The organism is Neoroseomonas alkaliterrae (assembly GCF_014199195.1).
In the GTDB taxonomy this organism is placed as follows: Bacteria; Pseudomonadota; Alphaproteobacteria; order Acetobacterales; family Acetobacteraceae; genus Neoroseomonas; species Neoroseomonas alkaliterrae.
Window position 1 is genome coordinate 17,074 of record NZ_JACIJE010000002.1, and the last position, 12,555, is coordinate 29,628.

Annotated in this window: 15 protein-coding genes; all 15 read right to left on the reverse strand. The window is 72.4% G+C overall.

Going from position 1 to position 12,555, the window contains the following annotated elements; all coding sequences use genetic code 11:
• Positions 1 to 263: 263 nt before the first annotated feature.
• The 15 genes from FHS88_RS03470 to FHS88_RS03540 all read right to left on the reverse strand — a co-directional run bounded on the left by FHS88_RS03470 (position 264) and on the right by FHS88_RS03540 (position 12,423).
• The gene (locus FHS88_RS03470; RefSeq protein ID WP_135468456.1) at positions 264 to 815 is read right to left on the reverse strand and encodes a hypothetical protein; all 552 of its coding nucleotides are present in this window, start codon (positions 813 to 815) and stop codon (positions 264 to 266) included.
• Positions 805 to 1,032, reverse strand: a complete 228-nt coding sequence (locus tag FHS88_RS03475) for a hypothetical protein (protein WP_184481393.1) — start codon at positions 1,030 to 1,032, stop codon at positions 805 to 807. Before FHS88_RS03475 ends, FHS88_RS03470 begins: the two co-directional genes overlap by 11 nt.
• Entirely contained in the window at positions 1,029 to 1,502 is a 474-nt protein-coding gene (locus FHS88_RS03480; protein ID WP_037301628.1) for a hypothetical protein, read from the reverse strand. The genes FHS88_RS03475 and FHS88_RS03480 overlap by 4 nt, the downstream gene beginning before the upstream one ends.
• A 105-nt stretch (positions 1,503 to 1,607) precedes the next feature.
• Complete coding sequence (locus tag FHS88_RS03485) at positions 1,608 to 4,028, reverse strand: phage/plasmid primase, P4 family (RefSeq protein WP_202614864.1); 2,421 nt, start codon at positions 4,026 to 4,028, stop codon at positions 1,608 to 1,610.
• Entirely contained in the window at positions 3,989 to 4,750 is a 762-nt protein-coding gene (locus FHS88_RS03490) for a hypothetical protein (protein ID WP_184481395.1), read from the reverse strand. Before FHS88_RS03490 ends, FHS88_RS03485 begins: the two co-directional genes overlap by 40 nt.
• A complete protein-coding gene (locus tag FHS88_RS20725; protein WP_246419422.1) occupies positions 4,750 to 5,124 on the reverse strand; it encodes a DUF6511 domain-containing protein in 375 nt (124 codons plus the stop codon). Before FHS88_RS20725 ends, FHS88_RS03490 begins: the two co-directional genes overlap by 1 nt.
• 15 nt (positions 5,125 to 5,139) lie before the next feature.
• Positions 5,140 to 6,825, reverse strand: coding sequence for a DEAD/DEAH box helicase (locus tag FHS88_RS03500; protein WP_184481397.1), 1,686 nt, complete (start codon positions 6,823 to 6,825; stop codon positions 5,140 to 5,142).
• Between the two features lie 14 nt (positions 6,826 to 6,839).
• Entirely contained in the window at positions 6,840 to 7,484 is a 645-nt protein-coding gene (locus tag FHS88_RS03505; protein ID WP_184481399.1) for a hypothetical protein, read from the reverse strand.
• Between the two features lie 3 nt (positions 7,485 to 7,487).
• Positions 7,488 to 8,402, reverse strand: a complete 915-nt coding sequence (locus FHS88_RS03510) for an ATP-binding protein (RefSeq protein ID WP_297857086.1) — start codon at positions 8,400 to 8,402, stop codon at positions 7,488 to 7,490.
• A complete protein-coding gene (locus FHS88_RS03515) occupies positions 8,399 to 8,701 on the reverse strand; it encodes a hypothetical protein (protein WP_184481401.1) in 303 nt (100 codons plus the stop codon). The genes FHS88_RS03510 and FHS88_RS03515 overlap by 4 nt, the downstream gene beginning before the upstream one ends.
• A 147-nt stretch (positions 8,702 to 8,848) precedes the next feature.
• Complete coding sequence (locus FHS88_RS03520) at positions 8,849 to 9,061, reverse strand: helix-turn-helix transcriptional regulator (protein ID WP_184481403.1); 213 nt, start codon at positions 9,059 to 9,061, stop codon at positions 8,849 to 8,851.
• A gap of 92 nt (positions 9,062 to 9,153) precedes the next feature.
• Positions 9,154 to 10,086 carry a hypothetical protein gene (locus FHS88_RS03525; protein WP_184481405.1) on the reverse strand — a complete coding sequence of 311 codons (933 nt, stop codon included), beginning with the start codon at positions 10,084 to 10,086 and terminating at the stop codon, positions 9,154 to 9,156.
• Positions 10,079 to 11,245 (reverse strand): hypothetical protein, encoded by a 1,167-nt coding sequence (locus FHS88_RS03530; RefSeq protein WP_184481407.1) that lies wholly within the window; start codon positions 11,243 to 11,245, stop codon positions 10,079 to 10,081. Before FHS88_RS03530 ends, FHS88_RS03525 begins: the two co-directional genes overlap by 8 nt.
• Positions 11,246 to 11,365: 120 nt before the next feature.
• On the reverse strand, positions 11,366 to 12,073 hold the full coding sequence (locus FHS88_RS03535) for an ImmA/IrrE family metallo-endopeptidase (protein ID WP_297857084.1): 708 nt from the start codon (positions 12,071 to 12,073) through the stop codon (positions 11,366 to 11,368).
• A 23-nt stretch (positions 12,074 to 12,096) separates the two neighbouring features.
• Positions 12,097 to 12,423 (reverse strand): helix-turn-helix domain-containing protein, encoded by a 327-nt coding sequence (locus tag FHS88_RS03540; protein WP_141853601.1) that lies wholly within the window; start codon positions 12,421 to 12,423, stop codon positions 12,097 to 12,099.
• Between the last annotated feature and the right edge of the window lie 132 nt (positions 12,424 to 12,555).

A 12,555-nucleotide genomic window follows, 5' to 3' on the forward strand; every position in this document is an offset into this window, starting at 1 on the left:
TGCGAACCGCGAACCATGTTTTCGGCCTGGCGCTAGCGAAGTCGCGCGCTTCCGCTTCCCGCATACGCCAGGCCCAGGAAGGACCCTGCGGCTCGCGAGCCACTGTCTCGATCGAGCGACGCTGTGGCTGGTCGGCCGCTTCGCGCTCGCGCATCTTCAAGTTGGCCGCAGGATAGGACAGACGGATTCCAGGGCGCAACGCGACATTTCCGCGCAGGCGTTCCTTTGTTTTCGCTCCGAAGCCGGGTCACGGCGTGCGGCCGTCACGCCGCCCTCGTCCGCGGCACGAGGCCGAAGTGCCCCGCCAGCACACCGAGCGTTGCGACCAGCATGCCCTGCGCCTGCGGCGGCGAGACCGGCCGCCCTCCCCAGCCCTGGCGCGTCGCCCACTCGCGCACCGACATCTCGAGGCCGAGCACGTGCCAGGCGCAGGAGCCGGCGGCGCTGTCGTGACCGCCCAGCGCGTCGAGCGCCTCGGCCACGCGCCGTCGCGCGTCCATGGCGCGCTCGGACAGCGCGTCGGCGGTCCGGCCTGGCAGGCGCAGCAGGGAGGCGCGCACCATGCCGTCCAGCGCGGCGCGCCGGAACAGCACCCGGAAGCAGCCGCCCGCATCGTGCATCTCCTGGGTGATGGTGCCGTTGGCGAGCATCAGGCCAAGGGTGTCGATGGCGCGGCGATGGAGGACGGGCGCGCCGGTCTCCGGATCGGCCTCGCGGACGGGCTCGCTGAAGCCGCCATGCTGCAGGCGCCACCGGCTCGGCAGGGCGAGGCTCTCCTCCCGGGTGCGGGCCTTCTTCTTGCGCTTACCGGCCATGGCTCGGGCCTCCTGTGCGCGGCCCCCAGCGCCGCGTCGCTTCGTTGGTGAGGGCCTGGCGGAGCCAGGGATCGGCGATGTCCTCGAGGCGGAGGGCGACGACGCCCTGCTCGCGCCAGACGCGCCGGCGCATGGCCTCGAGGTCGGCCGGGTTGGCGGGGCTCGGCTCGCGGCCGAGGGGGCATCGCGGCAGCGCCGGCGCGCCGGGCAGCCTCACTGCACACCGCCCCGGGCGTCGATCGCCCACAGCAGCAGGGCGAGGGCATCCGCCTCATTGTCGTCCGCCGGCGCGAAGCCGCGCGCCCGCATGGCGGCGATCACCGCCTCCTTCGGTGCATTGCCCTTGCCGGTCGCGAAGCGCTTGATCGTGCCGACCGGGACGCCCTGGTAGGGGACGCCGGCGCCTTCGCACCAGGCGGTCAGGTGCGCGAGGAAGCCGCCATAGACATGGGCGGCGGTGGTGCCGGCGTGCCGCCGCACCTCCTCGAAGACGACGCTGCCGAGCGGGCCGGCGCTCGAGCCCATGCTGTCCAGCCAGCGGCGGAAGCGCAGCCAGCCCATGCCGCCGCCCTCGAAGCGGCCGGGCCGAAAGGCGGCGGTGCCGGAGGCGATGCTGCCATCCGGCAGCCGCAGCGCCCAGCCGAGAGAGCTGCCGAGGTCGAGGGCGAGCAGGCTTCCGTGACGCATGGTGACGATTGCGGCGGGTTTTTCCATTGACTGCTCACGCGCGCGCGCGCACGCGAGGGCATCAATAGGGGAGTGACGCGTCAATCCGTCACAATCGGTCATCGCTCAGAACTCCATCTCGATTTCGGAATGGGTTGTGTTCGCGCGCAGGCGCAGGCCGATGAAGCAGCGCTGCGCGCTGGTGCGGTGGGGCGAAAACCCGCGCGCGCTCAGCGTCTGCGAGAAGCGCTTGATCGAGCCGACGAATTCGCCGCTGGCTTCGGCCCAGGCCTTCCACGACGCGTAGAGGGCCGCAGTCGCCTCGCTGTGCTGGCTGCCGCGCTCGCAGCACTCCTCGATCCACCGCCCCAGCGCGTCCTCCGCCTCGAAGTACTCGTCGGTGGCGGCGAGCACGGTGGCGGGCGGGCGGAGCCCGACGCGCTGCCATTCGAGGCAGCCCTCGATCGCCCAGGCGAGGATGCCGTCGCGCTCCGCGAGCAGCCGCTCGGGCAGGCGCTTGTCGCGCCGGGCGGGCGGGATGGTGACCGTGAACGGCACCATGTGCAGCCGCCGCCGCATCGCCTCGTCGACATTGCGGATCGCTGGCTTGTGGTTGCCCGCGACCAGCAGCTTGAACTGCGGGGTGAACTCGAAAAAGTCCTGCCGCATGAAGCGCGCGGTGATGCGGTCGCCCCCCGTAAGCGCCTTGAGCTTGCTCTCGGCCCAGCGGCTGCCCTGCTCGGTCTCGATCGAGGTGACGATGCGGGCGCCGCGCAGCCCGGCCATGTCGGTCGGATGGCGTTCGCCGCTGGTCGCCATGAACATGTCCATGGGCGCGACGGTGGCGTAGTCGCCGAGGAGGGCGGTGAGCGTGTTGAGGAACACCGACTTGCCGTTGGCGCCGGTGCCGTAGAGGAAGAACAGCGCGTGCTCGGTGGTCACGCCGGTGAGCGCGTAGCCGACCACCCGGCGGAGGTAGGCCTGCAGCTCGGCGTCGCCGCCCGTGACCTGGGCGAGGAAGGCGAGCCAAGCCGGGCAGTCGCCCCGGGGCGCGGCGGTGGTGATCTTGGTCATGCAGAGGGCGCGGTCGTGCGGGGCGAGCGCGCCGCTGCGCAGATCCACGACGCCGGCCGGGGTGTTCAGCAGCCAGGGATCGCGGTCCCAGACCTCGGCGGTGGTGGCGTGGCGCCGATCGGCGCGCGCCAGGCGCTCGACGGCGGCGACGGTTGCGGCCTGGGAGAGCTTCGTGCGGACCCTGGCGTTGTTGGCGCGGTTGGCCGCGGCGCGGCAGACGTGGCGGGCGAGGTCGAAGGCGCGCAGCGTGCCCTCGCGCTCCCAGCGCGTTCCGGTCCAGGTGAGCCAGGCGCCCCAGACCGCGACATGCCGCCAGTCCTCGCCATGCTGCGCGCTGAACGCGGCGGCGAGGGCGTCCTCGGTGAAGCCGACCGGCAGCGGGCCATCGTCGCCCGGCCCATCGCCCTCGGCTACGGCCTGGTCGGGCTCGCCTGCACCTGTGCCGGGGTGACTGGCCTCGGCGCGGCGCCACAGCCGCTCCGCCTCCTGGCGCAGCCGGTCCTCGGGCCAGGGCGGGCTGATCCGTGCGGCGTTGTAGTCCTGGATCTCCTGCCAAGCCTGGGCCGCGGTGACGAAGCCGTCCTGGCAGCGGCGGATCCAGTAGCCGATGATGCGGGAGAGCGCCTCGAAGCGGGTGAGGCCATCGGCGCCGCCCTCGCGCACCACCTGGGCGAAGAGCTCGGTCACCTCGCCGCGGCCGGCGCCGTTGAAGTCGAGCGGGTCCTCCGCCGGGTCCGGCGCCACCTCGCTGCCCACCCCCGCCAGGGGCGGCATGGCGAGCACCGCCTCGGCGAACTCCGTGAGGTCGCGGTCCGCGCCGCCCGAGGAGAGGATGGCGACCAGCCTCGGCTGCCCGCCCTTGGCATGGACAGACCCGGCGACGCGGATCGGCTGGTGCGCCGAGCGGAAGGCCGGATCGCCGCCGACCTTCACCGCGATCGCGTGCCGCAGCCGGCACACCGTGGCCAGGTCCTCGCCGGTGGCCGGCTCGGTGAGCCGCCAGTAGAGGTGGAGCTTCGCCTGGCCCTCCGGCGTGACGCCGCCGGAGGCGACCTCGAGGCTGGGCGGGCCGAGGTGCCGGACCAGATGCGCCCGCTTCGCGGCGATGTCGCCGCCGTCGAGATCGACCAGCACCACCTGCATCTGCACGATGTGCTCGGCGCTGGCCTGGCCGGGTGCGACGACCGTGCCGGGGATGACGTAGAGCGCCATGCCCGCCTCGGCGGCCCAGCGCGCCTGCACGGCGAGCTTCGCCGGCAGCTCGCCATCGGCGGGCAGGAAGGGCGTGTGCGGCGCGCGGTCGGGCCCGCCCTTCTCGGCCAGCGCCCGGACCGCGACCCAGCCCTCGCACCAGCCGAAGACCATCTCGGCATAGGCCGCGACCATGGCGGGATCGGGGGCGACCGGCATCGGCGGGTTCACCTCGGCGGCGCTCATGACCAGCACCGCGTGCGCCAGGGGCAGCGCGCACATTCGGGGTGATCGGGCTCGGCGGCGATGCGCGGCAGCCACTCGCCGGCGTCGCAGGCCTGCAGGACGCGCACCGCCTTGTCGCTGGTGGCCTGGGCCAGCGCGCCGTCGAAGGGCACCAGCTCGTGGTGCAGCTCGGCGGTGTCCTTGTTCACCGCGGTGAACAGGGCCGGCGCCTCGGTCAGGCCCATGTACGCCTGGTAGAGCGCGACCTGCGCCGCGTAGATCGGCTTGGCCGCGGCGACGCCGCGCCGGACGATCTCCTTCCAGTTGCGGGCGTTGGCCGACTTGCATTCCCACAGCGCCGGGACGGCGACGACGCTCTGGGCGGAGGCTGGCGCTGCCACGACCACGCCGTCGATGTGGCCCTGCACGCGGCCGGCCGCGACCGAGAAGCCGAACTGCTCGCCGGCGCGGCTGCGGGTGCGGAGGTCGAAGCCGGCGCGGCGGAGCCAGCCGATGGCGAGGTCCTCGAAGACGTGCCCCACCGCGAAGATCCGCAGCGTCTGGCCCGAAAAGGCGGTCTCCGGGTCGCGCGGGACGTCCAGGAACTCGTACTGCAGCCGGCGGACGCAAGGGTCGCCGAGCCGGGAGCCGCCGAGGTAGTCCCGGCGGGGCCGGGTGCCGTTCTCCGCCACCAGCGCGGTGTCGATCAGGGCGTTGATCGCCTCCGCGGCTGTCGGCGGCTTCGGGCGATGGTTGAAGTCGAGGCTGTGCTCCGCCATCAGAACGGCACCTCCGGCGACGCTGTGGAGGCGGAGGCGCGCATCGCGTCCTGGAAGGCGCCGACCGCGACCTCCGCCAGCGTCAGCACCTGCTGCTCCGAGAGCGCGTTCAGCGCCGTGGTCCAGCCGATCTCGGCCATGACCTCGGCCATGGCCCGCATGGCGGCGCGGAGGGCAGCGCGCTCGTGTTCGGTGAGGTCAACCATGGCGGTGGACCGCCGCGCCAAGCGCACCCACCAGCCCTGGCAGGTGATGGAGCAGAAGGAGACCGAGGGCCGCGGCGGCCTCGACGATGTCGGGTCGAACCAGCCGAAGCCGCGCTCCGGCCGCCGACAGGCGGCGCAGAGCGAGCGCGGCGCGGGTGCGAGGGGCATGGTCGTGCGCCGGGGTCATGCCGCCCTCCCCAGGCCGCCGGGAAACACCGCGGCCAGGATCTGCGGCCGGTGCCAGAGGAAGTTCAGCCGGCAGTTCGCGGCGTACTTCGACAGGCCGAAGTCCAGCGCAGGATCGGCGTCCCCGGCCTTGACCAGCAGCTCGCGCTGGCGTGGGCTGGCGGGGTGGTTCAGCCACAGGCGGCTCTTGGTGGCGGCGGCCCCGGTCTCGGCCTGGCGCAGGAAGTCGTCGGCCCCGGCCAGGACCTGGGCGCGCTCGCCGACCCCGAGGTGGCGCAGCCGCCCCTGGCGCAGCTTGCCGACCGCGTGCCAGTGCTCGCCGTCGAAGAACACGCCGGCCCAGGCGTCGAAGCCGGAGGCGATCATGGCGTGGCCGTCGCCGTGCATGTCCCACCAGCGGAAGGGCGAGCGGTCGAGCAGGTCGATCTCGGTCAGCCCGAAGCACTGGAGCGGGCGCTTCTCGCGGAGCTTGCGCTCCCAGACGTGGCCGCAGAACGGGCAGGCGAGGGTGCCGAGCGGCACCTCCGCCTCGCAGTCCGGGCAGGTCTTGTAGGGCGCCTGGCCCGGCTCGGCTTCCTCCTCCTCGGAGAGCATCCCGTCGTGCTCGATCGAGCCGTGGCGCTGCGCCGCGCCGGCGAAGTCGAGGACGACGCAGTCGGTCTTCACCACGCCGGGGAAGCGCTCCGGGTCCACCTTCCGCAGCCCCCGCCCGATCGCCTGGATGAAGGTGCCGCGGTGGAGCATCGGGCGGAGGACGACGATGCAGCCGACCGGCTGGCTGTCGAAGCCCTCGGTCAGCACCATGCAGTTGGTGACCACCTGCACCTCGCCGCGGTCGAAGCGGGCGAGCAGCGCCGCGCGCTCCTTCGCCGGCATCTCGCCGGTCACCGTCTCGGCGGTGATCCCCGCGGCGCGGAAGGCGGCCGCGACCGCCTCGGCGTGGGCGACCGTGGCGCAGAAGGCGATGGTGCGGCGGTCGCCGGCCCGCTCGCGCCAGTGCTCGACCACCGCCTCGTTCACCACCGCCCGGTTGAGCACCCTGGCGGCGGCGTCCATGTCGTACTCGCCGGCCGTGGCGCCCACCTGGTCCAGGTCGTCGGAGACGCCGACATCGATGGTGAAGGTGCGCGGCGGCACCAGGATGCCCTGGGCGATCAGCGCCGAGATCGGCAGGTGGAAGGCGATGTTCGAGAAGGTCTTCCGGAGGCTCCGCCCGTCGCCGCGCTCGGGCGTGGCCGAGAGGCCGAGCAGCTTGACCTTCGGGTTCGCGGCTCGCGCGTCGGCGATGATGGCCTGGTAGCTGTCGGCGGCCGCGCGATGGCACTCGTCGATGACGAGGTGCGAAACCTGCCCCATGCGGGCGCGCCGCGCGGAGCGGGCCAGCGTCTGCACGCTGCCGAACACGACCTGGCCGGACCAGTCGTCCCGCTCGGCCTTCACCACCGAGGCGGACAGCCCGGCGACCCGGCCGATGGTGGCGCGGTTCTGCTCGATCAGCTCGTCCGTGTGCTGCAGCACCAGGATGCGGGCGCCGGGCTCGGCCGCCGCCTCCTCGCCGATGTAGAAGCCGGCAACCACGGTCTTGCCGGCGCCCACGGGAAGCGCGACCAGCGTATTGCCCTCCGTCGCGGTCTTGGCGCGGGCGGCGGCGACCGCCGCCCGCTGGTAGTCGCGCGGGATCATCGGGGGCCTCCCGCTCAGCGCGCCCAGAAGGGCGCGTTGCCCGCCGCGGCGGGCGGCTGGGAGGGCTGAGCCGCTGCCCAGGGCGGCGCGGCGCCGCCAGTGGCCGGGGCCGCCGGGCCGGGCGGCATGGGCTGCGCCGGCGCCGCCCCCATCAGCCGGGCGTAGTCGGCATGCTCGGGCCCGATGGCGGCGGCGATGACGTTGCGGCCCGGGCCGCGCGGATCGTCGCGGTCCTTCTCAAGCCCGATGCGGGCGACGAACTCCATCCCGTTGAGGTCGCCGTAGCCGCGGATGGTGCGCGCGGCGCGGGCGCGGTCGGAGCTGTCCTTCGCGGCGATGCCGCGCGCGCTCTCCAGGATCCCGCGGATCAGGGCGCGACCGCGGTTGGCGTAGGTGTCGTCCCCGCCCTGCGCGCCCTTCCCGCGGAGGCCGATGCGCGTGTAGACGCGCCGCCGCGCATGCGGCCCCTCCACGATCACCGCCTCGGTGTTGAGGTACTGCGCCTCGCTGGTGCGGCTCTGCGTGACCCAGCCCTCCGGACCGACGCCGCCGGGCCGGATGGTGAGGCGGACCTTCGCCAGCGTGCCGGCGGGAATGGGCTCGAAGGCGTCCTGCTGCGCCTCGGCGCCGTTGAAGTCGTGCGTGAAGTTGCCGGACATGGCTCAGCCCTCCTGCGCCGTCGTGCTGGTGGTGGGGGTCGCGGGCGCCGCCGCGAGCAGTGCGACCTGGAACTGCGCCGCGGGCGGCGAGGCGAGCGGACGGCGGATCTTCTCCATCAGCCGGCCGAGATGCGGCTCCTCGATCGTCGCGAGACGACCGCTGCGGTCCTTCGCCGGGTAGCCGAAGGGATTGAGCGTGGTGCAGACGAAGGCGCGATACGGCGCCTCCTTCTCGCGCGGGATCTCGGCGAGGGTGATGACCTCATCGACGATGCCCGGCAGCTCGAGCCCGGTCTTGCTGCCCTCGATCTGCAGCGAGAAGTACGGGCGGTTGAAGTCGTCGAGCTGCTTGTTGAGCAGGCCGACCAGCCAGACGTTCTTGTCCGGCGTGTGCTGGAGGTGCGTCAGCCAGCCGATCATCTCCTGGCCGAGCAGGCCGTAGGCGCCGCGCAGGTCGGGCTTGCCGCTGCGGTCGGAGACCGCCTGCGGCTGCCCTTTGCACCACTGGAGGCACAGGCGCGAGGCGACGGTGATGCTGTCCACGAAGATGGTGTCGTACTTCGCCAGCTGCTCGGGGCTGCCGAAGGCGGCACAGACGCGCTCGTAGTGGGTCGTGTCGTAGGGCTGGTCCGGTCGCATCGCCGGGTTCGGCCCGCCGATCCAGCACGCCAGGTCGCGCGCCATCTCCCAGCTGCGCACGCGAACCTCGTCGCCGGGCCAGCCCTGCACGGCGAGTTCGCCGGCCTCGAGGTTGATGAACAGAGTCCGGCCCGCGTCCAGCGTCCAGAGCTGCGAGGTCTTGCCGATACCCGAGATGCCGATCAGCACGCCCTTGATGCCGCGCCGCTCGGCCATCCGCTCGTCGGCGGTGATGATGCGGAAGCCGCCCGGCGGCCGGCTGTCGAAGGGGGCGCTCACGTGCGGCGCTCCTCGAAGCGGGCGGCGGCCTCCACGGCCAGGTCCGCGCCGCGGGCACCGGCGCGGCGCGCGCGGTCGTGCAGCTGCTTCAGCGCGGTGACGCGGCGGTAGATCGCGTCCGCCTCGTCGCCGAGCGCCTGGATGGCGAAGGCGACGTCGTCCACCGTCGCGTCGGTGAGCGCCTTGCTGAGCGGCTGGCCGTACTCGCCGAGCTCGCCGGTGCGGAAGCTGTCCGGCAGGTCGGCCAGTGCGTAGGAGGACTCGCGGAGCCGCTGCAGCGGCGTCGTGGTCTTGAACATGGGAGCTCGACTCCTTCGTCGTCGCGCTCCTGGTCCGTCGATGGAGGTGCTGCCGGGCCCCGACGCGGCGGAGCAGACCGTCCCGGTGTTTCCGCCTCGCGGCGGTGTTGCATTCCCAGGAAGACCCGGCAGGAAAGCCGGGCGCGGTCAGGCGGCGTTGCGGGCGTCGGAAACGGCGGAGCTGGAGGTGCGCAGCTGCGCCGCCTCGTACGCCTCGATGTCCTCGAGGCGATAGGCGACGCGGCCGCCGATCTTGAGGAAGCGCGGCCCCTGGCCGAGCCAGCGCCAGCGCTCCAGCGTGCGCGGGCTGATATTCCAGCGGCGAGCCAGATCGGCCTGGTGCAGATGCCTGACGGACATGGCGACTTCCCTCGAAGACCTGCGGGGAAGGTCGCGCCGAGGCAGGCAGAAAACCGAGCCGGCGATCGGCAGAAGAAGCGGCAGAAATTCGGTTAGGGCTCGAACCCCCAGAGGCCCCCGTCGCTCTTCAGGAACGGCGCCAGCCGTGACCACTTCGCCTTGCCGAAGAAGGTCTGCAGGCTGTGGTGGTGGGTCAGGTCCCGTGCGCGGAGGCGGGTGCCCGCATAGAAGGCGTCGACCAGTTTCCGTATGGCCTCCTTCTGCGCTTCACTCCGGAAAAGGATTGGGTCGCCATCGTTGATCGAGAGCTTGGTGCCGTCAGGGGACAGGACCAGCGGCCCCGCCGCAACTGGCGGCACTCCCCGAAGCCGGGCGTCGAGGATGTCGGGGCTGACGGCGAGACGGTCCGGAGCGGCGAGTACGTCGTGCAGGGCCACCACGACGGCCCCCGGAATGGCGACGTTGGTCAGGCGGGCCGGGCGCGTGCTCGTGAGGATCACCCGCTGGCGGGTGTTTGGTCGGGCTCGAGCTGCTTCGGCGACCTGCCGATTGACCGCGGGATCGCCGAGGCGGCGTGTGAACCAAAGCGGGTCGCGCTCGCGACGACGCCCAATACGCACATCGCCGAGCTCCCACAGCAATCCATCGACGAGGGGAAAGGCTGGCCGATTGCGCGGCCGGTCCAGGCGTTCGGCAACGGCATCGAGGACCACGTCGATATCGACGCGGTGCCGCACCAACCGTTCCCGAGGCACAGCCACCGGCCCCACGGCGGGACTGAAATAGGCGAACCCCCCAGCCGCTTCGGACCAGATGAGCGAAACCGGCGTGTCCTCGTGATCGGCCAGGGATGCGCTGACCGCTTCATGGTCATGCGGCACGAGCAGGCCGGCCGCCTTCAGCAGCGCCGCGGCTCGGGGGCCTAGCTCTGCCGCAGCGCCGGACAACAGCGGCTCCCGAAGCTCAAGGATCTCAAGGATTAGGTCCACCGCCTCGGCATCGAGCGGCGGCTGGCCCTCAGACATCGCGCAGCAGCCGCCAGCGCCGGAGGTACTTCTCCCCGATGATGCGCTCGCGCTCGGTGCGGTCCTTGAGATCGCAGCCCTTCGGCATGGTGATGGTGACCGGCAGGGTGCGGCCGCCACGGGTCCCGGGCGCCGCGCGGAACTTGATGGTGAGCCGCACCACAGTGATGGCATAGCCCTCGATGCCATGCTCCTGGCCCCTCAAGCAGTCCGCGGCGGCCTGCCAGATCGTGGAGTCGTCGCCGCGCATGCACTCGACGGTGATGCGCCTTCCCTGAGTCTCGTAGGGCATCAGCTTCATCATGGTGATGCGCACCGATTCGATGCCGTCCTCCGGGTCGGTCGGGAAGTCGAAGGGCTGCCGGAGGCGATCGAGGCTGAATTGACGGATGGGCAGCCGCTCCCCCTGGAAGGCCGTGCCCAGGAGATGCTCGGCGAACAGCCGGACGAGGTCCTCGCGGGTCTCCCGGGCCGCGGCGACCACCTCGATCGCCCCCGTCGCCGGCTCATAGGTCAAGGCCGCCTCGACCACCGGCTTGTGGGGGCGGCGCGAGAGCCTGCCGTCCACGAATTCGAGGACGTCGCCCGCGCGTCCCTCCCGGTAGACGGCGGCCTGGACCAGCGCCGCGTCAGGGCCTTCGAGCATCGGGCGGGAGCGATCGCAGATCTCGACCTCGACGTTCGCGCTGCCGAAGCGCTCCGCGACGGCCTGCCGGAACGCTTCGACGGCGGCGCCGCCGCGCGCGACGGTGAGGTGCGGCCGACCGGCGAAGCCGTCCCACATGCGGCCGAAGCGCTTCTCGTCGGCGAAGCGGACCTCCTCGGCGTGGCGGAAGGTGGTCTGGTCGTGCAGGAACACCCACAGGGCCCGCGCATGACCGTTCTCCATCCCGTCGAGCAGCTCGTGGTGGGGGCACACCGAATAGATCGCCGCCTGGCCCGGCTCGTCGGCCATGGCGCCCACCCGCTCGGCGTCGTTCATCACCCGCAGCCGATCGGCCTCGTCCATGGCGTCCACCGCGCGGAGGAGCGGCGCCGCGATCGCGCCGGCCGGGCCGTCCCAGGGGATCTCCGCCGGCAGGGGGGCGGCGAGGGTGCTGAAGTAGCTGCGCAGCGACGTCGGCGGGGTGCTGCGGATGAAGCTCGCCAAGGTGAGCATGCTCGGACTCCGATGGGCGAATCGCGCCGGGTCATCCGGCGATCCGCTCATTGCCGTATCAAAGGGACGGCAGCGAAATCAACCGCAATTCTACGCGGAGTGGCGTAGCGGCGCCGGCGCTCAGTCGAACAGCGTCGGCGCCCGGCGCTCCGTGGTCAGGAAGTCCAGCTTGAGGAGGCGGACCCGCGCCGCGTCCGGGGAGACCCGGAAGGCCTCGACCACCCGCCCGACCATCTCCGCCGCGAGCGGCGATTCGACGTGCACGGCGGCGTGGATGCCGCGGGGGACGCAGAGCTCCGCCACCAGGCGGCCGAGGACGGAGCGCGGCATCAGGATGGCGCCACTGACGTAGCCCGCCTGCCACTCCATCCAGTCCACCTCGCGGGCCTCCAGGATGGAGTCCCGCTTGCAGATCGCCTTCGCCTCCGGGTCGGCGCGGTCGAACAGGCCACCGCGGGAGAACCGCTCGGCCCAGAGGGCGCGATGGAACTGGGCGTGGCCGAGCTCGTGCGCCAGCGTCGTCCGCAGCCGGTTCTCGCGCCTCGGGTCCGAGGACAGGCGCTCGGACACCGCCACCGCCGGCAGCTCGTCCGGGAAGAACTCGGTCATGCCCTCGACGTCCTCGCCGTGGGCGGACAGGTCGGCGTAGAGGTCGAGGCTGGAAGTGTACCGCTCCACCAGCACCGTGAGGTCATCGGTCGAGATCGGGTACCGCGCCTCGCCGTACCGGCCGCGGAGGAAGGTGCCGACGATCGCCTCGCACTCCCGGTCGAGCTCCTCCCGGCTGAAGTGCGGGCGCCGGCCGAATCGGCCGGATCTGTCGGGCACCCAAGCCACCATGCGCCACCCCCTCAGTTCGACACGCTCTTCCGGAAGTTCCGGAACGCCGCGGCGACCTTGTCAGGATCGCGGGCCTTCAGCCGCACCTCGTCGGGGATCTTGCCGGCCAGCACGAAGAGGTAGTTCTCGTCGACGCCCAGGGCCCTCGCGAACTGGCGGATCAGGTGGTCCGAGCTCGGGCTGCGCCGGTCGTGCTCGATGTCGTTCAGGTACTGGGGCGAGATCGGTCCGGAGCCGTCGTCCTTCAGCACGGACGCCGCCAGGTCCTTCTGGCTGATGCCCTTCTCCTTGCGGGCCGCCACGATGGCCTTGCCCAGCGTCGTCGCCCGCGACGTCATCGCGCGTCCATCCCGCGGCTTCCCATCCTACGGTGCTTCGCGGATTGACGTATCTTGGCTGGCGGCTCCGAGGTCAAGCAGGGATTAGGAGCCCGCCGGGAGGCGATGGCCGCGACTCGGGCTGCCGGCCCG